The following is a 19,815-nucleotide window of genomic DNA, read 5'->3' as shown; positions in this document are numbered from 1 at the left end:
TGACCAACAGGGGCGCGGGGAACTGCGCCACCAGCCCACGACGGGCCGCAGCCCGCAAACAACCACAACCCCCGGGGCGGATCCGGCCCGCGCCCCCGGCAGGCGGCGTGCCGCCAAACGACGAAGGCGAGGCGGCCCGCGCTTTCGCGCGGGCACACCTCGCCTGTCGTCATGGTGGAGATGGCGGGAATCGAACCCGCGTCCTGTGGTGCAAAATCAGGGCTTCTCCGAGCGCAGTCCGCTGTGCTTTTCTCGGCCCCGGCAGTCACGCGGACAAGCCGCCGACGGGCCCAGCCACTGTTTGATTTCCTTCCAGGACCCGTGACCGGTCCTAGAAGTTTAGTTCCCTAGCTGATGCCAGGATCCGGGTCGGGAACAGCCCCGGGCTGACACTTCGCAAGTCGCTACTTAGGCAGCGAGGGCGAAGGAATCGCGCTTGGTGTTGGCGATTATTGTTTCGGCATATGGTTTACGAGATCATTGCCGCTTTCTCGGCTCGCTTCCCCTGCTTCGACATCCCCAGTCGAAACCGATCATCCCCATGTTGTGTTTTCAAGGTGCCCGCGGAACTCACCATGGCCCCGCGGTCCTCACGCCATCGTAGTGGAAGAACGTCCGGCGGTGCCAGCGCATTCCCGCGCGCACACCCCCGGTCCACCGCGCCGTCACCCGCCCGACGTACCACCCGCCCCGGCGCGCCCGCCGACGGCGGCGGACCGCTCAGGCGCGCTGGCGCCGGCGGACCGCCGACATCGCGCGGTCCGACTCGCGCCGGTCCTGCTTCTCCCGCAGCGTCTGCCGCTTGTCGTACTCCTTCTTGCCCCTGGCCAGCGCGATCTCGACCTTCGCCCGGCCGTCCTTGAAGTACAGGGCGAGCGGCACGATGGTGTGCCCGCTCTCCTGGGACTTCTGCACGAGCTTGTCGATCTCGGCCTTGTGCAGCAGCATCTTGCGCTTCCTGCGGGCCGTGTGGTTGGTCCAGGTCCCCTGGGTGTACTCGGGGATGTGCACGTTGTGCAGCCACGCCTCACCGCCGTCGAGCTGCCCGAAGCCGTCGACCAGCGACGCGCGGCCCATGCGCAGGGACTTCACCTCGGTACCGGTCAGCACCAGACCGGCCTCGTAGGTGTCCAGGATGAGGTAATCGTGTCGCGCCTTCTTGTTCTGCGCGATCATCTTGCGACCCGTCTCTTTTGCCATAGCCGGACCATTGTCCCACTACGAGGGGGCTCCGAGGCCAGCGAATACCTCGCGGCTCTCGGCCACCGGGTCCTGCCCGGGCGGGACCTGCACATCGGGGGTGATGCCCCGGCCGTCCACGCCCCGGCCGGCGGGCAGGTCGTAGTGGCCCACGGTCAGCTCGGCCACCGAGCCGTCGGGCAGCGCGCTGGGCATCTGCACCGACCCCTTGCCGAAGGTCCGCGACCCCACCACGACCGCCCGGCCGCGGTCCTGGAGCGCGCCGGCCAGCATCTCGGCGGCGCTCATCGTGCCGCCGTCCACCAGCACCACCAGCGGGACGGCGGTGTCGCCGCCGGCCGCCGCGTACAGCGCCCGCTGCTGACCGCGCAGGTCGTAGGTGGCGACGAGGCCGCCGTCGAGGAAGACCGAGGCGACGGCCACCGCCTCGGTGACCAGGCCGCCGGAGTTGCCGCGCAGATCGAGCAGCACGCCGCGGGGGGCGTTCCGGGCCGCGGCGCGGACCTGCCGGCCGACACCGGCCGAGAACGCGTCGATCTTGATGTCGGTCGGCCCGCCCTTCGGACGGCTCACGGTGACGGCCTCGGTGGCCAGGCTGGCGCGCCGCAGCGTGACCTTCCAGCCGCGCCCGCCGCGCTCGACACCGAGGGTGACCCGGCTGCCGGGCACGCCGCCACCCGTGTCGCCGTCCCCGCCGTCTTCGTCGTCCCCGCGCAGATCGGCGACGACCTCGGTGACCGGGAGGCCGGCGCAGCCGATCCGGTCGATGGTGGTCAGCACGTCACCGACCCGGATACCGGCGTGCCCGGCCGGGCTGCCGCCCTGCACCCGGGCGACCTGGATCCGCCCGCCGTCGATCCGGCGCACCCACAGGCCGACCCCGACGTAGCGGCCGTCGAGTGCCTGCTGGAGGCCCGCGTACTCCTGGGCGGTGTAGAAGGAGGACCAGCGGTCGCCGCTGCGGCTGACCAGCTTCCGCGCGGTGGCCGGGCCGACCTCGCCGTCCTGGATCTCCTCGGCGATGCGGCCGGTGTCGAGCGGGGCGGGCGCGGCGCCCTGGATCTCGGCCGCCCGCGCCAGTCCGCTGTCGGCGATCCGCCGGACCGGAGAGGTGAGGCTGCCGGCCGCGGCCCCTGTCGCGAGCATCGTCCCGAACACCAACGTCAGGGTCGCCCCGCGGCGGATACGGCGGGGCGACCCGAACAATGACAGGCCGGACATGGCGGGAAGTCTAGGCCAGGAAGGGGCGGCGCACGGAAGGGCGCGGACGGACCGGCCCGACCGGTCCGAGCGGACGGACCGGCGGAGCGGCCCGAGTTGCCGGAGCGGCCGGAGCCGTCAGACCCGCAGATACCTGCGCAGCGCGACGAACGCGGCGAGGGCCGGCATGAACAACCCGATCAGCAGCACGAGCGGCAGCACGCCGAACACCGGACCCCAGCCGAGGAACGACACCGACGAGATCTTGTCCTGGAGCTTGAGCCCGGAATCGATCAGGAAGTACCTGCCGCCGAGCAGCATCACGCAGGCCAGCCCCGCGCCGACGAGTCCCGCGAAAGCGGCCTCCATGATGAACGGCATCTGGATGTAGAAGCTGGACGCGCCGACCAGCCGCATGATCCCGGTCTCGCGTCTGCGGCTGAACGCCGAGACACGGACGGTGTTCACGATCAGCAGCATGGCCACGGTGAGCATGAAGGCGAGGACCACGTACGCGACCCTGGTCATACCGTTCAGCAGACCGAACAGGCTCTGCAGCACCGCCCGCTGATCCTCGACGGACTGCACCCCCGGATGCCCGGTGAACGCGCTGGCGATGACCGCGAACTTGGTCGGGTCCTTCAGCTTGACCCGGTAGTTCTCCTCCATCTGGTCCGGCGTGACCGAGCTGTACAGCGGGGAGTTCTTGAACTGCTCCTGGGCGTTCTTGTACGCGCCCTCCGCCGACTCGTAGTAGACCTTCTCCACCACTTGGAGCTTGTTGAGGTCGGCGAGGATGCTCTTCTTCTGGTCGTCCGTGACGGCGCCCTTGGCGCAGTTGGGCGTCGTCACCGCGTCGCCCTTGTTGCACATGTAGATGGTGACTTCGACCTTGTTGTACCAGTAGCCCTTCATCGCGTTGACCTGCTTGTTGACCAGCAGGGCGCCACCGGTGAGAGCCAGCGAGAGGGCCACGGAGATGATGACGGCGAAGGTCATCGTGAGGTTGCGGCGAAGACCGACGCCGATCTCCGACAGGACGAACTGGACGCGCATGGTGCCAAGTTCCTTTCAGGGGCTGGTGGTTACGGCGCTCAGTCAGTGCTGGTAGCCGTAGACACCGCGCGACTGGTCGCGCACCAGCCGGCCCTTCTCAAGTTCGATGACGCGCTTGCGCATCTGGTCGACGATGTTCTGGTCGTGGGTGGCCATCACCACGGTGGTGCCGGTCCGGTTGATCCGGTCCAGCAGCCGCATGATGCCGACCGACGTCTGCGGGTCGAGGTTTCCGGTCGGCTCGTCGGCGATCAGCAGCATCGGCCGGTTGACGAAGGCCCGCGCGATCGCGACGCGCTGCTGCTCACCGCCCGACAGCTCGCCGGGCATCCGCTCCTCCTTGCCGGCCAGGCCGACCAGGTCCAGCACCTCGGGCACCGTCTTGCGGATGGTGCCGCGCGGCTTGCCGATCACTTCGAGGGCGAACGCCACGTTCTGCGCGACGGTCTTGTTGGGCAGCAGCCGGAAGTCCTGGAACACCGTGCCGAGCTGGCGCCGCATGTGCGGGACCTTCCAGTTCGACAGCCGGGCCAGATCCTTGCCGAGCACGTGCACCAGGCCGGTGTCCGTACGCTCCTCGCGCAGGATCAGCCGCAGGAAGGTGGACTTCCCGGAGCCCGACGAGCCGACCAGGAAGACGAACTCACCCTTCTCGATCTCCAGCGTGACATCCCGCAGGGCAGGACGGTTCTGCTTGGGGTAGGTCTTGGTGACGTTGTCGAATCGGATCACGTTCGCACCAGGTTTGCGGGGTGAGCGGACAGGGGATGTGGGGGCGACACTACGCGACCGCGCTCAGGCCGCGCAGTCGCCGTCCGAGGTTGGTGGCCTTGCCCACAGGGCATCCACGGACAAAACCGTCATTGTCGCGTCCGGTCTCCGCCGCCCGGCGCCGGTGCGGGGGCGCCGATTCGCGCGGAACCTGTCACAGTGGAAGGTGCGTGTACACGTAGTGGACCCGCGCATCCCCTACGCGCGGCGCATCCGCGGAGTAGGACCGCGTCGCCTCGGGAACGATTCCGGCACCGGGGGCGTTCATTGGGGCGGAGGAGGAGATCGCATGACATGCGACCGACTGGTGTGTGCGAACTGCGCCGGCCCGGTGAGCGAGGGCCGCTGCCCCGTCTGCCGCGCCAGCCGCGCCCGACTGGAACGGGAGAACCCGTTGTCGTCGATATCTCCCGCCGCGCTCATAGCTTTCCTCGTCGCGCTGCTGGCGCTGGTGCTGGTCGTGGAGCACGCCACAGCTTGACCGAGAGTAGTCATCGAATCCCCGCGGGGTGACCGGCGGGAGCTTCCGCGCGTGCGCTTCGCACGAATGCCGCGGACATCACCGCGGCCATGAGAAACGGGGCCCGGGACGCCTGACGCGCCCCGGGCCCCGTTCGCGTCACTGGTGTACGCCCGGGGCTGTAACTCAGCCGGCGTCGCGGCGGCCGGCCAGACGCGGGGTCAGGCGGAAGCCGACACCACCCGCGATCATGGTGGCCGCGCCCAGGATGAGGTACGTGGTGCCGTCCGAGCCGGTCTCGGCGAGCTGGCTGGTGGTGGCGCCCTGCGGGACCTGCTGGACGGTGTCCGCGCCGGGGTTGTTGTTGCCGCAGTCCACGCTCGCACCGGTCAGGGTGCAGGTGTTGCCGTTACCGCCGGACGCGGCCGAACCGCCGCTCGGGGTGCTTCCCGGGGCGGTGCTGGGGGTGTCGCCGCCGGAGACGCCCGCGATGGTGCCCGGCGCCGTCGTGGGAGGCGTGGCGGGCGTGCTCGGCGGAGTGCTCGGCGGCGTGGTGGGAGGCGTCGTCGGCGGGGTCGTGGGCGGAGTGGTCGGCGGCTCCGTGGTCGGCGACGTCGGCGGAGTGGTGGGGGGCGTCGTCGGCGGCTCCGTGGTCGGCGCGGTGGTCGGCGGCTCGGTCGTCGTGTCCGTCGGGTCGGCCGACGCGGTGTCCGTGGGCAGCACGTCCACCAGCGGCTTCGGCACGGCTGCGGCCTGGGCCACTCCCGCCACCGTCAAGGACGCACCGGCCGCCACGAGGACGGCCGCGGCGACGCGGGTCACGCGCAGCCGTGTGTTGCGGTTGCTCATGAGTCAAGTACCCCCAGTAGGTGTCTGCTTCAGGCGTGCGCGGCCATGGAGGGGCGCGGAGCCGCTGGGAGGACCGGTGCGTTCGTCCCCGTGCGCTGACGCCTCACATCGTGCGCATGCCGCGCAACACCCTGTCGGCTTTCACAGGTACCGTCAAGGTCATTAAGCACGCAATCGGCTGAATTGCCCAGGTGTGGCCGGGAGTTCGCTACCCCACTGTGACATCACACGGTGACAACACCTGGACGAAGAGCAGTCGGACCGCTCAGGCGACGGCCTTCTCGTGCGACTTGCGCCAGCGGATGCCCGCCTCGATGAAGCCGTCGATGTCGCCGTCGAGGACACCGTGCGGATTGCCGACCTCGTAGTCCGTGCGGAGGTCCTTGACCATCTGATACGGGTGCAGGACGTAGGAACGCATCTGATTCCCCCACGAGTTGCCGCCGTCGCTCTTGCCCAGGGAGTCCATCAGGGCCTGCTCCTCCTGCCGGCGCCGCTCCAGGAGTTTGGCCTGCAGTACGTTCATCGCGCTGGCCTTGTTCTGGATCTGCGAGCGCTCGTTCTGACAGGAGACGACGATGCCGGTGGGGAGGTGGGTGATGCGCACCGCGGAGTCGGTGGTGTTGACGCCCTGGCCACCGGGGCCCGACGCGCGGTAGACGTCGACCCGCAGTTCGGTCTCGTCGATCTCGACGTGGTCGGACTGCTCGACCACCGGGAGCACCTCGACGCCGGCGAACGACGTCTGGCGGCGGCCCTGGTTGTCGAAGGGCGAGATCCGCACCAGCCGGTGGGTGCCCTGCTCGACCGAGAGGGTGCCATACGCGTAGGGCGCCTTCACCACGAAGGTGGTGGACTTGATGCCGGCCTCTTCGGCGTACGAGGTCTCATAGACCTCGGTGGAGTAGCCGTGCCGCTCGGCCCAGCGCAGATACATCCGCTGGAGCTGCTCGGCGAAGTCGGCCGCGTCGACGCCGCCCGCCTCGGCGCGGATGTTGACCAGCGCCTCCCGGGCGTCGTACTCACCGGACAGCAGGGTGCGGACCTCCATCTCGTCCAGCGCCTTCTGCACGGTCACCAGCTCGGCCTCGGCCTCGGTACGGGTGTCCGCGTCGTCCTCCGCCTCGGCCAGCTCGAAGAGGACGGACAGGTCGTCGATCCGGCTGCGCAGCGCCTCGACCTTGCGCAGCTCGGCCTGGAGGTGGGAGAGACGGCTGGTGATCTTCTGCGCGCTCTCCGGGTCGTCCCACAGGGACGGGACCGCGGCCTGCTCCTCCAGCGCGGCGATGTCGGCCCGCATCTTCCCGAGGTCGAGGACGGCCTCGATCGATCCCATGGTCGAGGACAGGGACTTCAGTTCTTCGGATACATCGACGATCGCCACCCCTCCAGCCTACCGGCTGGGCGAAGACAGCAGAGTCCCTCGTCCACAGGCTTCCGCCCGGCGCCCCTGCTCACGCGCCCGCGCGGGTCCGGTCGGGCGCCGCGGCGGCCGACCCCGCGGCACCGCCGCGCCCCGCCCGCTCAGACCGAGGCGGTCGACCGGGTCAGCGTCCCCGACCCGGTCCTGGCGTACAGCTGGAGCGACCGCCCGGCGGCGGCCGCGGCCACCGGTCCCGTACCGCCGCCGCGCGGCAGGGCCGCCGAACTCGAGCCGGCCGATTGGTCACCGCCCGCGAAGACGTAGATCCTGCTCCCGACGGCCACCGCCTCCGGGCGGTGTCCGGCCGCGTCGAGGCCTCCCACCAGCGAGGACGGCCGCCAGGCGCCGCCGGAGTACGGCAACCGCAGCACCGCCCCGTCGGCCTTGCGGACGACGAAGGCGTCCAGGGTGCCGTCGGAGCGCGAGACCAGGGCGGGCGCCTCGGTGATCCGGCCGGCGGTGGGCACCAGCGCCCAGGCGTTCCAGCGGCCCTCGACCAGTGAGGCGGTCACCAGATCGCCGCCCACCCGGCCGACCAGATCGATCCGGCCGGGCTCGGAGGAGGCGGCGGCGGGCGCGGCGTCGAAACGGGTGCGCTCGTCCACCTGCGACCAGGCGTTCCAGTAGCCGCCGGACAGGGTACGGCGGTAGAGCAGACCGTCGGTGCCCAGGGAGAACAGATCGATCCGGCCCGCCTCGGCGGAGGCGACCGCGGGATCGTCGGTGGTGCTTATACCGGTGAGCCGGTGCCAGGGTCCGTAGCCGGTGCTGTCGTGCACGACGTACCAGACGTTCTTGTCCGCGCCCCGGGCGAAGACATAGGTGGCGCCGCCCATGACCAGCGCGCGCGGGCCGCCGGTGAGCCGGACGGACGGGGCCGGTACGTCGTCGAAGGCGGACCAGCGCGGCAGGGCAACGGGCGCGCCTGTGACGCCCTGCGGTGAGGGCGCGCCCGCGGTGGGCGCCGTCGGGGTGGCGGCCGGGGCGCTCGGAAGGCCGGTCGGAGAGCTGCTGGGAGAAGGGCCGGCCGGCGGCTGGTCGTCCCGGGAGGTGCCGGAGCCGGCCGGGCCGTTGGAGCCGGCCGCCGCGATGCCCCAGCCGCCGATTCCGGCCACCGCGAGGGCCGCGGCGGCGGCAGCGGCCACCTTGAGCCGGCGCTGCCGCAGGGCGTCCGACACCGCGCGGTGGCGGGGGCTGGCCGGGCGCTCGGCGGCGGAGGCGCGGTTGCCGGCGGCCTTGCTCCCGCCGCGCGGCGCGCCGCGCCCGGCCGCCGCCAGTTCGTCGGCGGTGGGCAGTTTGATGCTGGTGTGGGTGTCACGGCTGGAGTCGGGGGCGGCGCCCCGGACCAGTGGGACGGCGCCGCGCTTGCGGTCCGGGCCGGCGACCGCGCCGGTGCCGGGACCGTGACCGGGCGCGAAGGGCGACTCGGCGGGCGCTTCGTCGCCGTAGGGCGTCTCGGCGGCGCTGCCGTCGGCGCCGGGCGCTGCCACCTCCAGCGCGGGGGCCCCGGCCAGGCCCGGCAGCAGCTCGCGCAGCCGCGCGGCCAGCTCCCCCGCGGTGAGCCGGGAGGCCGGCGCCTTGGCGAGGCACTGGGCGAGCAGCAGCCACAGCTCGTCGGGCAGGCCCGGCAGCGGTTGTACGGCCTCGGTCACGTGCCGGCGCAGCACCGCGCCCGGGTGACCGCCGCCGAAGGGCGTGAAGCCGGCCAGCAGCTCGTAGAGCACGGTGGCGAGGGCGTAGATGTCGACCGAGGCGCGCGGCGGCAGGCCCTCGATGATCTCCGGGGCCAGATAGTCCGGGGTGCCGATGATCCGGGTGGCGCGGGTGCGGCGCGGGGAGTCGACCAGGCGGGCGATGCCGAAGTCGGTGAGCAGCGCGGGCGGGGCGCCGCCCGGGCCGGGCGGGGCCGCCGAGTCCAGCAGGACGTTCTCGGGTTTGACGTCGCGGTGCACGACGCCGGCCGCGTGCGCGGCGGCCAGTCCGTCGGCCACGTCGGCGGCGACGGACACCGCCGCCTGCGGGGTCAGCCGGCGCTCGCGCTCCAGCCGGGACCGCAGGTCGGTGCCGCGCACCAGATCCATGACCAGGGCCAGGTCGGTGCCGTCCACGACGAGATCGCGGATGCCGACGATGTGCGGGTCGTCGAGGGAGAGCAGCGCGGTGCGCTCCTGGACGAAACGTCCCACCAGATCCTGGTCGGAGGCCAGGTCTTCGCGCAGCAGCTTGATCGCGACCGGCCCCTCGGGGCCCTCGCCCAGCCACACCGTGCCCGCGGACCCCCGCCCGAGCACCTGGTGTGCGGTGTACCGGCTGCCGATCTTCCTGGCCAAGGCTGCTCCGACTCCTCCGAAGGTCCGTCGCGTTGGCGACAAAACTACGCGGGTCAGCGGCTGTTCGGGTACGGGCGGGCGGTCAGGAGGCGTATCGGTGGAGAAATCACCCTCCGGAAGTCGACATGTCGTCAACATCGGCTGCCGGTAAGGGGGTTGGCGGCGGCCGGCGGGGACGGCGGGTGGACCCGCCCGCCCCCGCCGCCCCCGCGCCCGAGCCCGCCGCACGCCGTTGTCCGACGCTCAGCCGTGGTCCGACGCTCAGCCGTTGTCCGAGCCCCCGGTGAGCGACGACACCTGGTCCCACACCGTCCTGACCCCGTTCGACCCGGCGTCCCACAGGTTGCGCGTGCTGTTCACCCAGTCGGGCAGCGGTGTGGTGTACCAGACCAGCACGAAGATCACCACGATGACGAGGATCACCATCAGGCAGCCCTTGAGGCAGCCGAGGCCGGGGATCTTCATCGGGTTGGCGCTCCGGCGGCCCGACCCGCGGGGCTCACGCGGTTCGCGGCCCCGGGGCGGCTCGGCGGCCGGCGGCCGGGGAGCGGCGGGCGGGCGCTCGTACGCCTGGGGCTCGTAGCGCTGCTCCGGGCGCGGCCGGCTCGGCGGGGGCGCGGCACGGCGCTGCTGCGGCTGCTGCGGGGCCTGGGGCTGCTGCGGCGAGTAGCCGTAACCCTGGGCCTGCTGGGCGCCCGGCTGGCCCGCTCCAGGCCCCCGGCCCTGCTCGGGGTACGGCGGCCGGCCGCCGTACTGCTGCTGCCCGTACGACTGCGGCGGCTGCGGCGGCTGGGCGGTGCCCGGCTGGCGGTGCGGGCGGCGGCGCAGCGGGTCCTGATCCGGCGGGAGGTGCTGCTGCACCTCCGTCTGCTCGTTGCGGTGCCGGGCCGCGCTCAGCTGGGACTCCCACGGATGCGGGCCCTGCGGCGGCTGCGGCGCGCTCCCGGGAGTCTGCGGCAGCAGCCGGGTCCCGTCCGGCGCCCGGGACTCGGAGGGGAGCACGGCGGTGGCCGCGTTCGGATCGAAGGCGTTGACGGCGGACCCGCCGCCGGAGGGCAGCACCTGGGTGGGATCGGCGTCGCCGACACCCGTGTCGGGGACCAGGGTCGGAGTCGGGTCCGGGGCGAGCAGCGCGCCGACGCCGTAGGCCGCCTCGACCTGGGCCGGACTCGCGTGCACCCCGACGCCCGCGGCGACCACCCGCAGCGCCCGGGCCAGATTCTCCGCGCTGGGCCGCTGGCCCGGCTCCTTGCGCAGACAGCGCTCGATGACCGTCCACAGCGGCTCCGGGACGTTGCCCGGCCGCTCGGGCGTGTCATTGAGATGGTGCTGCAGCACCTCGATCGCGCTGTCGCCGCGGAACGGCGGACGGCCGGTGACCAGCTCGTACAGCAGGATGCCGGCGCCGTAGACGTCCACCGCCGAGGTCTGCGGGCGGCCCTGCGCGGACTCGGGCGCCACATACGTCGGTGTGCCCACGAACTCATGGGTGCGGGTCAGGCCCGGCGAATCGGCCAGCCGCGCGATACCGAAGTCGGTGAGCATCGGGTGCATCCGCTCGGTGCCGTCCTCGCCGGTGACGGTGGCGAGCAGCACATTGGCCGGTTTCAGATCCCGGTGCACCACGCCGTCGGCGTGGCTGGCGGCCAGCGCGTCGGCGACAGCCGCGGTGAGCAGGGCGGCGCCGACCGGCGAGAAGTGGCCGTTGTCCCGCAGATAGCGGTGCAGGTCGGGGCCGTCGATGAGATCCATCACCAGGGCCAGCAGATCGCCCTCGACCACCAGGTCCCGGACCCGGACGATGTGCGGGTGGCGCAGCCTGACCAGCACGGAACGCTCCCGCAGGAAGCGCATCACCACGTCGGGGTCGCTCGCCAGCTCTTCCTTGAGCACCTTGACCGCGACCGCCTCGCCGGGCACCACGGCGCCGTCCGCACCGCGCACCCGGCCACGCCAGACGGTGCCGGTGGCGCCGCGTCCCAGCGGCTCCTCCAGGAGGTACTTGCTGCCTACCGGCCGCACGTCATGCGCTCCCTAGCTCCCTGTGGGCTCGTCCGCCCGCTTACCCCGTTTGACTGGCTGATCCCGGCAAGCGTAGTGCCGACCACCGACGAAGCGTCCGGACAGCACCGGGGAACCGCAGGTCGCCCACAGCGAAACCGGTGTGCGGACCCTCCTCGCGATCCCCCCGTGAACCCCTCGCGATCCCCTCGTGAATCCGCCGTCGTACCGTCGCGGGTCCTCCTGTTCGTTCCCTCCTAGGACGCCGCCGACTTCGGCTTGGTTGCCGCGCGGGCCCGGGCTCGGTCGCCCCGCGCCCCCCGGTCGTTTCCGGTACCGGAACGGTCATGGGATGATCGCCCACCGATCGGTCAAGATCACCGGGGACGGGACCGGGGACGGGCTGTCGGTGGCGGGTGGGAGGATGCATCCGTTGTACGTCGACGCGCCCGTGCACGGCCGGGAAGAGACATCCGCTTCCGGCCGGTGGCAGGGCCCGGGGAGAAGGGACCGCGGACGAGATGCAGATCCGGCTGACCGTCCTCGGGCCGCGCAGCGGCCGGGCCGTGCGAGGCTGCGACGTGCTCATCACGGCGCCCGGGGGCACCCCCCTGAGCGCGGTGGCGGGGGCACTCGCCTCGGCCGCCGGATCGGCGCAGTCCGGGGGCCGCTCCGCAGGTTCCTCGGTGGTGCTCTACGCGGGCAGCCAGCGGCTCGCCCCCACCGCTGTCCTCGGGGTGCCGCCGCTGGTGGACGGCGCGCTGGTCTCGCTGCACACCCCCGCCGAGCAGTACGGCGAGGGCGGCGGCCACGCCGACCAGGGCCAGTACGGCCGGTTCGGGCAGTACGGCCGCCCGCCGGCCGAACTCCCCCGGCTGCATGTGGTGGGCGGCCCGGATGCCGGCGGCGTCCATCTGCTGCCCGGCGGCCAGGCCAGGATCGGGCGCTCGGCGGACGCCGATGTGCCGCTGGACGACCCGGACGTCTCCCGGCTGCACTGCGAGATCGCGGTCGGCGCGGACGGCGCGGTCACGGTCGCGGACCTCGGCTCCACCAACGGCACGACGCTGTCCGGGAAGGCGGTCGGCGCGCAGCCGGTGCCCTTCCCGCCCGGAGCCCTGCTCGGCATCGGCGAATCGACCCTGCGGCTCGCCGCCGCGCACACCCCCGAGCCCGCGCCGCTGCCCTCGGCGCCCGACGAGGACGGCCATCTGCGGGTGTCACTGCGGCGCGCGGCCTGGCCGCCGTCGGAGTACGGAGGGCTCGGTAACGAGCCGGGTCCTGAGACGGGCGCGGCCTACCGGGACCCCGCCGACGCCCCCGACCCCCGGGAGGCCGTCACCTTCGGCCGGGGCATCCCCAGCCCGGCCGCCGACGATCCCGACGGACGGCGACGGGCCACCGGAGAGCGGGCCAGAGGCGCGCACGCGCCGGGCGGGGAAGCCGACCGGCCGCGCGTGGTGGACGCCATAGGCGCCTGGGCCAAGCGACGGCTCGGCGGCGGTGGCCGCGGGGCCGGAGCGGGGCCGGAGACGGTCGACGACACCGAGGCGGAGACCCTGCGGGGCCGCTGGCCGGACCCGGCCGCCGTCCTGCTCACCGCGCTCGGACCGGGCCGGCGGCTGTGGGAGCGGGGCCCCGGCCACCCGGACGCGCTCAACATACGGCTGGGGAGCGCGGATCTGGTGTCCGAGGACGGCGCGCGCCGGCTGCCCGGGGTGCCCTTCACGGTGGACCTCCGCTCGCCCCTGACCGCCGCGCTCGCCCTGAGCGGACCGCGCCCCCGGCTGGCCGGACTCGCCCGGGCCGTACTGGCCCAGCTGTGCGCCCTGCACTCCCCCGCCGCCCTGGAGATCGTGCTGATCAGCGCGGACCGGGCGCGCGGCTCCGACCAGCGGGCCGAGGAGTGGTCCTGGGTCAACTGGCTGCCGCATCTGCGCCCGGCCCACGGCCAGGACTGCCGCCTGCTGCTCGCCTTCGACCGCGACCAGGCCGAGTCCCGCACCGCCGAGCTGACCCGCCGCCTCGAATCCGGCGCGCTGGGCCCCCGCTGGGCGACCGCCTCCGCCGCCTCGGTGGCCGCCGCGACCGCCGCCTACGAAGGCCCGTACACCGTCCTGGTCATCGACGGCGACCCCGGCTCCGTCACCCTCCGCGAAACCGCCGCCCGCCTGGCCGCCTCCGGCCCCGCCTCGGGCATCCACGTCCTCAGCCTCACCGAGACCGGCGAGCACCCGGTCATCACCACGGGCCTGGTGGCCCACCTCTCGGGGGACGTGGCGACGACCCTCCACATCACGCCTGCCGCGGGCTCGGCCGCACCGGCCGCGGCCGGCCCGGCGGGCGACCCGGAGCACCCGCGGGACGCGGACCGCGCGCCGGACGGAGACGCCGGAGACGCCGGGGAGGCCCGCGCGTGGCCGGCCGGCGGCAGCAGCGACAGCCGCGGCCGTACGCGGACCGGCGGCGACGCCGGAAACGCAGCCGGGGGCCCGGCCGGTGGCGGCGGCCGCGGCGCCGACGACCGGGGCCGTACGCGGACCGGGGGCCCGGACGCCCGGCCCGCCGAACGTGACGACGGCCGGGGCGGCACCCAGGCCGTCGGACGTGACGGCGACCGGGACCATGGGCGGAGCGAAGGCTACGGCGGGACCGGGGGCGGCCCCGCCGCTTCCGGGGCGGCGGTGCTCGCCAGCGACGGGCGCGGTGCCGGAGGCGCGGGACGCGCCGGCGAGCCGGGCCGTCAGCAGGATCTGGGCCGGGGCCCGGCCGGCCCCGGGGAGCGGTCGGCGAGCGCGGGACGGCCGCAGGACGCAGAGCTCGGCCACCCCGGAGCGCGCCATACGCGCGCCGCGGGCCCCCTGCCGGTCAGCCCTCCGGAGGGCATCGTGGTGGACGCCGTGTCCGCCGCCTGGGCCGAGCACTTCGCGCGGGCGCTGGCGCCGCTGCGGGAGGCGGACGAGCAGGAAATGGGCGGGCGGTCACGGCACGCGCTGCCGGTGACCGTACGGCTGCTGGACGAACTGGACCTCGCGCTGGCGACACCCGCGAAGATCGCCGCGCGCTGGGCGGAGGCACCCGCGGGGGCCGCCGCCGCCCGGGCCGTGCTGGGAGCGGGCGGCGGCGGGCGCGTCGTGGTGGACCTGGTCGCGGAGGGCCCGCACACCGTGGTGGGCGGCGCCCCCGGCTCGGGCAAGACGGAGCTGCTGCGCTCGCTCGCGGCGGGGCTGGCCGCGGCCGAGCGCCCGGACCGGCTCGCCCTGGTGCTGGTCGACGGCGCCGGGCAGGAGCGCGGCGAGGGCCTGCTGGCGGTCGCCGACCTGCCCCACGTATCCACCCATCTGGTCGCCTCGGACCCGGTACGCATGCGGGAGTTCGCCCAGGCGCTGAGCGCCGAGCTGAAGCGGCGCGCGGAAGTGCTGGGCGAGCAGACCTTCGGTGCCTGGCACGCCGACCGGCTGGTCGCGGCGACCCTGCCGCACCAGAGCGGCACGGCCGACCGCAAGCCCACCGCGCCGGACGCCGCCCGCTGGCCGGATGCCGCCCCTCAGGAGCCGGCGCGGTCGCAGCCCCCGGGTCCTGTTCCCGTGCTCCCCCGCCTGCCCCGCCTCGTCGTGATCGTGGACGACTTCGACGCGCTGGTCGCGCCCGCCCTCGGCAGCCCGGGCCGCCCGACCGCGGGCAGCGTCGTCCGCGCGCTGGAAACGGTCGCGCGGGACGGCGAACGGCTCGGTGTGCACCTGGTGTTCGCGACCGGCCGACCGGAGCGGACGGCGGGTACGGACGCGGACGAGGCGGCACGGCTGCGGATCGCGCTGCGGATGCCGGACCCGGAATCGGCCACGCTGCTGGTGCATGTGGAGGACCCGGCGGGACTGGACGACGCGGTGCCCGGCCGGGGCTATCTGCGGCGGCCGGGCGGCGCCGTGACGGCCTTCCAGGCGGCCCGGGTCAGCGCCAGGATTCCGCGGACGGCGACACTGCGGCCGACCGTGGTGGCGCTGGAGTGGGAGCGGATGGGCGACCCGCCCGCCCGCCGCCAGGTGCGGGAGCTGGGCAACGGGCCGACCGATCTCGCGCTGCTGGCCAGCGCGCTGGAGCGGGCGGCGGAATCCTCGGCGTCCGGGGCGGCCGCGGTGTCCTCCCCGGCCTCGGCCGATTCGGCCACCCCGGCGTCCCGGGCGCCTTCATCGGCTCCCCCGGCTCCTCCGGCATCTTCGGGAGCGGAATCCGCCGGTCCCGCGGAAGAAGGCCCCCTCTCCGCCATTTCCCGGGCAACACCCCTCATCTGAGTGACTATCGGATAGGTAAACAGTCAATCAACCAGGGCCATGTTTACGCCAAGATCACGGCATGGTCACGATGGTTCACGCGCTCCCCCGCTCGCCCTTGCGGCCCTTGTCGACCCGGCGTAGGACAGACGGCACGGGACTGAGGGGATGACAAAATGGCCACGCCGTCAAAGGTGTTCACATCGTTCGAGCCGATCGCATCGTTAGGTGAAAGCGGCGGCACAAGCCCGGCGCAGCGCGGGCGCGTTACCCGCGCCACCCGGATAGCGCTCGCCGTGCTCGCCGCCTCCGCACTCGCCTTCACCGCGTCCGCCTGCGGCGGCGGCGACAAGACGGACGAGAGCAAGAGTTCGCCGACCGCCGCTCCGGTGTCCGCGTCCGACGCGGGACTGGGACTCCCCGATCTGCACGGCCAGAAGATCGAGGTCGCCGCCGTATGGACCGGCCCCGAGCAGCAGAACTTCCAGAAGGTGCTGGACGAGTTCGACAAGCTGACCGGCGCGAAGTCCACCTTCGTACCCACCGGCGACAGCCAGTCCACCTTCCTGGGCACGAAGATCGCCGGCGGCGCTCCGCCCGATGTCGCCTTCCTCGCCCAGAACGGTGTCCTGCACCAATTCGCCGACAAGGGCTGGCTGAAACCACTCGGTCCGGCGGCGCAGGCCCAACTCAGCGCGAACTTCTCGCCCGGCTGGCAGAAACTCGGCTCCTGGAAGGGCAAGCAGTACGGGGTGTACGCGAAGGTCTCCAACAAGTCGATGATCTGGTACAACACCGCGGCCTTCGAGAACGCGGGCGCGTCCGTGCCGACGACATGGGCGGACTTCCTGAAGACCGCGGAAACCGTCTTCGAGTCGGGCACCCCGCCGGTATCGATCGGCGGCGCCGACGGCTGGACGCTCACCGACTGGTTCGAGAACATCTATCTCTCGCAGGCCGGTCCGCAGAAATACGATCAGCTGGCCGCTCATCAGATCAAATGGACCGATCCGTCGGTGAAAACCGCGCTCACCACGCTGGCCCAGCTCTTCGGCAACAAGGACCTGATCGCCGGCGGTACGAGCGGCGCGCTCGGCGCGGACTTCCCGAAGTCGGTCACGACCGTCTTCACCGGTAATCCGCCCGGCGCCGCGATGGTCTACGAGGCGGACTTCGTATCGGCGTTCATCAGCGCCAACACCAAGGCGAAGGTGGGCACCGACGCCAAGGAGTTCCCCTTCCCGGCGGTCGGCACCGGCAAGGCGCCGGTGGTCAGCGGCGGCGACGTGGCGGTCGCGCTCAAGGACAGCAAGGGCGCGCAGGCGCTGCTGACCTTCATCGCCTCGACCGACGCCGCCAAGATCTGGGCCCAGGGCGGCGGTTACCTCTCGCCGAACAAGTCGCTCCCGCTGTCGGCGTATCCGGACGACGTACAGCGCGACATCGCCAAGTCGCTGATCGCGTCCGGTGACGACTTCCGGTTCGACATGTCCGACCAGGCGCCGGCGGCGTTCGGCGGCACCAAGGGCCAGGGCGAGTGGAAGGACCTCCAGGACTTCCTCAGCAAGCCGTCCGACGTGGCGGGCGCGCAGGCGAAGCTGGAAGCCGACGCCGTCAAGGCGTACGGGAACTGAGGGCCGGATGGCTGACGCCTCCGTTCCGGGAGCGGGGGGCGGCATCACCGGTGCCGCCCCGGCCGCGCCGGGCCCGGTCGAGGGCCCCGGCGCCGGCCGCCCCCCGGTGCGCCTCCGCCGCAGCGTCATGGGCACCCGGCCGTGGGTCGCCGCGCTGTTCCTGCTGCCCGCGCTGATCCTGCTGGGCGCGCTGGTGGCGTATCCGATCGGCTTCACCGTCTACCGCAGCCTGTACGACGCGGACGGCAGCGGCTTCGTCGGGCTGAAGAACTTCGGCACCGTCTTCAGCGACCACGGCATCCTCACCGCGGTCCGCAACAACGCGATCTGGGTGGTGGTGGCGCCGACGGTGGCGACCGCGCTGGGCCTGGTCTTCGCGGTGCTGACCGAACGGGTCAGCTGGGGAACGGCGTTCAAGCTGGTCGTCTTCATGCCGATGGCGATCTCGATGCTGGCGGCCGGCATCATCTTCCGGCTGGTCTACGAGCAGGACCCGTCGCGCGGGGTGGCCAACGCGGTGGTGGTGGCGGTGCACGACACCTTCACCGACAACGCGGCCTACCCCGGGGCCCGGCCGCGCCCCGGTGGCGATCTCGCGGCGACGGCCGGGGGGTCGTACACCACCAAGTCCGCCGCCGCCAGCGGCGCTCCGGCGGATCTGCCGCTGATCGGCATCCCGCGGAACAAGCTCCCGGCCGGCGCCCGGCAGGCTCGTCCGGCGACCGCGAAGCCGGGCGCGGTGACCGGCACCGTATGGCTGGACTTCCGGCCGGGCGGCACCGGCAAGGCCGGAGTGATCGATCCGGGGGAGAAGGCGCTGTCCGGGGTGAAGGTGCAGGCGGTCCGGGACGGCAAGGTCGTCGCCTCGGCCACCTCCGGCAAGGACGGCACCTACGCCCTTCCGGCCACGGCGGTCGGCGCCCAGCTGCGGCTGCCCGCCTCGAACTTCTCCGGCAAGTACGGCGGCATCAACTGGCTCGGCCCGAATCTGGTCACCCCCTCGATCATCGCGTCCTACGTCTGGATGTGGGCGGGCTTCGCGATGGTGCTGATCGCGGCGGGCCTGGCCGGCGTCCCGCGCGAACTGCTGGAGCAGGCACGGGTGGACGGCGCCAACGAGTGGCAGGTCTTCCGCCGGATCACCGTGCCGCTGCTCGCTCCGGTGCTGGTCGTGGTGATGGTCACCCTGATGATCAACGTACTGAAGGTCTTCGACCTCGTGTACATCATCGCGCCGGGCAACACCCAGTCCGACGCGAATGTGCTGGCCCTCCAGCTCTATCTGTCGTCCTTCGGCGGCGGTGACGACCAGGGCGTCGGCAGTGCGATCGGTGTGATCCTGCTGCTGCTCGTCCTGCCCGTCATGATCTTCAACATCCGGCGGCTGCGCAGGGAGGGACGGCGATGAGCGCGGACGCGAGCGCGGGTGCGGGGACTGGTGCGGGGCCCGGTGCGGGGGCCGGGGGGACGGCCGGCCGGCCGGCGGTCACGGCGCCGCCCGTCGTGGTGCGGCCCAGGTCGGCCGGCGGCGGGCGCGGGATCGCCTCCCGGCTGGCGGCCGTGGCAGGCGGCGGGGTGGTGCGGATCGTGCTGCTGGTGGTGGCGCTGTTCTGGCTGCTGCCGACCTTCGGCCTGCTGCTGTCCAGCCTGCGCAGCCCGACCGACATCTCGGCCAGCGGCTGGTGGAAGGTCTTCACCTCCCCCTCCCAGCTCACCGTCTCCAACTACCGCACCCTGCTGGACAATCACGCGATCACCGACTCGCTGGTCAACACCGCGCTGATCACCGTGCCGGCCACGTTGCTGGTGGTGGTGATCGGCTCGCTGGCCGGCTACGCCTTCGCGTGGATGGACTTCCCGGGCCGCGACTGGTGGTTCATAGCGGTGGTGGCGATGCTGGTGGTCCCCGTCCAGGTGGCCCTGATCCCGGTGGCCCGGCTGTTCGGCGACATCGGCATCTTCGGCGACATCATCGGCGTCGTCCTCTTCCACACCGCCTTCGGCCTGCCCTTCGCCATCTTCCTGCTCCGCAACTTCTTCGCCGAGATCCCGCGCGAACTCCTGGAGGCGGCCCGCCTCGACGGCGCCGGCGAACTCCGCCTCTTCACCCAGGTCGTCATGCCCCTGGGCGGCCCGGCCATCGCCTCCCTCGGCATCTTCCAGTTCCTCTGGGTCTGGAACGACATGCTGGTCGCCCTCATCTTCGCGAACAGCGACTCCCAGCCCATCACGGTGGCCCTCCAGGAACAGGTCCGCCAATTCGGCAACAACATCGACATCCTGGCCCCGGGCGCCTTCGTCTCGATGATCATCCCGCTGATCGTCTTCTTCGCCTTCCAACGCCAGTTCGTCTCGGGGGTGATGGCGGGGGCCGTGAAGTAGCCTCCGGCGGTTCCCCGGAGGGCCTGCGGCCCTTCGGGGCACGACCTCGCTGACCGGGGCCCGGACGGTGCCCTGCAAGAGCGCGGCCTTACTGCCGACGGTGCTTTACAGGGGCGCGGGGAACTGCGCGACCAGCCACGACGGCGGAGCGCCTGCCCCCGAACCGAACCACCCCCCGTCGATGTCCCGCTGAGGCAAGGCGCGGCTGGGCGATCCGCCACCTGGCCGTAGGGGCGGG

General features: G+C 72.8%; 12 protein-coding genes, 1 other RNA gene and 1 pseudogene. 5 read left to right on the top strand and 9 right to left on the bottom strand.

Annotated elements, in window-relative coordinates; all coding sequences use genetic code 11:
* Window positions 1–172: 172 nt before the first annotated feature.
* From ssrA to ftsE, 5 genes are all read right to left on the bottom strand, one after another.
* Window positions 173–541, bottom strand: a transfer-messenger RNA (tmRNA) gene (gene ssrA / locus ACFO3J_RS33670).
* Between the two features lie 179 nt (window positions 542–720).
* Window positions 721–1,200 (bottom strand): SsrA-binding protein SmpB, encoded by a 480-nt coding sequence (gene smpB / locus ACFO3J_RS33665; protein ID WP_386437920.1) that lies wholly within the window; start codon window positions 1,198–1,200, stop codon window positions 721–723.
* A gap of 18 nt (window positions 1,201–1,218) precedes the next feature.
* Window positions 1,219–2,421, bottom strand: coding sequence for a S41 family peptidase (locus tag ACFO3J_RS33660; RefSeq protein WP_386437917.1), 1,203 nt, complete (start codon window positions 2,419–2,421; stop codon window positions 1,219–1,221).
* Window positions 2,422–2,538: 117 nt separating this feature from the next.
* The gene (gene ftsX, locus ACFO3J_RS33655) at window positions 2,539–3,456 is read right to left on the bottom strand and encodes a permease-like cell division protein FtsX (RefSeq protein WP_386437914.1); all 918 of its coding nucleotides are present in this window, start codon (window positions 3,454–3,456) and stop codon (window positions 2,539–2,541) included.
* A gap of 42 nt (window positions 3,457–3,498) precedes the next feature.
* Window positions 3,499–4,188 carry a cell division ATP-binding protein FtsE gene (gene ftsE, locus ACFO3J_RS33650; RefSeq protein ID WP_386437911.1) on the bottom strand — a complete coding sequence of 230 codons (690 nt, stop codon included), beginning with the start codon at window positions 4,186–4,188 and terminating at the stop codon, window positions 3,499–3,501.
* A 328-nt stretch (window positions 4,189–4,516) separates the two neighbouring features.
* Here ftsE and ACFO3J_RS33645 point away from each other — a divergent pair, with 328 nt between their 5' ends.
* The gene (locus tag ACFO3J_RS33645; protein ID WP_386437908.1) at window positions 4,517–4,708 is read left to right on the top strand and encodes a hypothetical protein; all 192 of its coding nucleotides are present in this window, start codon (window positions 4,517–4,519) and stop codon (window positions 4,706–4,708) included.
* A gap of 165 nt (window positions 4,709–4,873) precedes the next feature.
* On the opposite strand, the gene ACFO3J_RS33640 is transcribed toward ACFO3J_RS33645, so the two are convergent.
* From ACFO3J_RS33640 to ACFO3J_RS33625, 4 genes and pseudogenes are all read right to left on the bottom strand, one after another.
* Window positions 4,874–5,536, bottom strand: a complete 663-nt coding sequence (locus ACFO3J_RS33640) for a hypothetical protein (protein ID WP_386437906.1) — start codon at window positions 5,534–5,536, stop codon at window positions 4,874–4,876.
* Window positions 5,537–5,801: 265 nt separating this feature from the next.
* The gene (gene prfB, locus ACFO3J_RS33635; RefSeq protein ID WP_386437903.1) at window positions 5,802–6,920 is read right to left on the bottom strand and encodes a peptide chain release factor 2; all 1,119 of its coding nucleotides are present in this window, start codon (window positions 6,918–6,920) and stop codon (window positions 5,802–5,804) included.
* 1,064 nt (window positions 6,921–7,984) lie between these two features.
* A pseudogene (locus tag ACFO3J_RS33630) lies at window positions 7,985–9,289 on the bottom strand (protein kinase domain-containing protein); the annotation flags it as partial.
* A gap of 261 nt (window positions 9,290–9,550) precedes the next feature.
* Window positions 9,551–11,311, bottom strand: coding sequence for a serine/threonine-protein kinase (locus ACFO3J_RS33625; protein WP_386437900.1), 1,761 nt, complete (start codon window positions 11,309–11,311; stop codon window positions 9,551–9,553).
* A gap of 500 nt (window positions 11,312–11,811) precedes the next feature.
* On the opposite strand from ACFO3J_RS33625, the gene ACFO3J_RS33620 reads away from it, so the two are divergent.
* The 4 genes from ACFO3J_RS33620 (at window position 11,812) to ACFO3J_RS33605 (ending at window position 19,577) form a co-directional block, all read left to right on the top strand.
* A complete protein-coding gene (locus tag ACFO3J_RS33620; RefSeq protein WP_386437897.1) occupies window positions 11,812–15,582 on the top strand; it encodes an FtsK/SpoIIIE domain-containing protein in 3,771 nt (1,256 codons plus the stop codon).
* A gap of 275 nt (window positions 15,583–15,857) precedes the next feature.
* Complete coding sequence (locus ACFO3J_RS33615) at window positions 15,858–17,195, top strand: ABC transporter substrate-binding protein (protein ID WP_386437895.1); 1,338 nt, start codon at window positions 15,858–15,860, stop codon at window positions 17,193–17,195.
* Between the two features lie 7 nt (window positions 17,196–17,202).
* Complete coding sequence (locus ACFO3J_RS33610; RefSeq protein ID WP_386437892.1) at window positions 17,203–18,603, top strand: carbohydrate ABC transporter permease; 1,401 nt, start codon at window positions 17,203–17,205, stop codon at window positions 18,601–18,603.
* On the top strand, window positions 18,600–19,577 hold the full coding sequence (locus ACFO3J_RS33605; protein WP_386437890.1) for a carbohydrate ABC transporter permease: 978 nt from the start codon (window positions 18,600–18,602) through the stop codon (window positions 19,575–19,577). The genes ACFO3J_RS33610 and ACFO3J_RS33605 overlap by 4 nt, the downstream gene beginning before the upstream one ends.
* The last annotated feature ends 238 nt before the right edge of the window (window positions 19,578–19,815 follow it).

Source organism: Streptomyces polygonati, from assembly GCF_042650325.1.
Taxonomy (GTDB): domain Bacteria; phylum Actinomycetota; class Actinomycetes; order Streptomycetales; family Streptomycetaceae; genus Actinacidiphila; species Actinacidiphila polygonati.
Note: the sequence above shows the minus strand (reverse complement) of the source record. Positions and strands in the feature narration are given on the sequence as shown.

Coding starts and splice junctions, on each gene's coding strand:
- smpB (WP_386437920.1), bottom strand. CDS start 1,200: ATGGCAAAAGAGACGGGTCGCAAGATGATCGCGCAGAACAAGAAGGCG.
- ACFO3J_RS33660 (WP_386437917.1), bottom strand. CDS start 2,421: ATGTCCGGCCTGTCATTGTTCGGGTCGCCCCGCCGTATCCGCCGCGGG.
- ftsX (WP_386437914.1), bottom strand. CDS start 3,456: ATGCGCGTCCAGTTCGTCCTGTCGGAGATCGGCGTCGGTCTTCGCCGC.
- ACFO3J_RS33645 (WP_386437908.1), top strand. CDS start 4,517: ATGACATGCGACCGACTGGTGTGTGCGAACTGCGCCGGCCCGGTGAGC.
- ACFO3J_RS33640 (WP_386437906.1), bottom strand. CDS start 5,536: ATGAGCAACCGCAACACACGGCTGCGCGTGACCCGCGTCGCCGCGGCC.
- ACFO3J_RS33620 (WP_386437897.1), top strand. CDS start 11,812: ATGCAGATCCGGCTGACCGTCCTCGGGCCGCGCAGCGGCCGGGCCGTG.
- ACFO3J_RS33610 (WP_386437892.1), top strand. CDS start 17,203: ATGGCTGACGCCTCCGTTCCGGGAGCGGGGGGCGGCATCACCGGTGCC.
- ACFO3J_RS33605 (WP_386437890.1), top strand. CDS start 18,600: ATGAGCGCGGACGCGAGCGCGGGTGCGGGGACTGGTGCGGGGCCCGGT.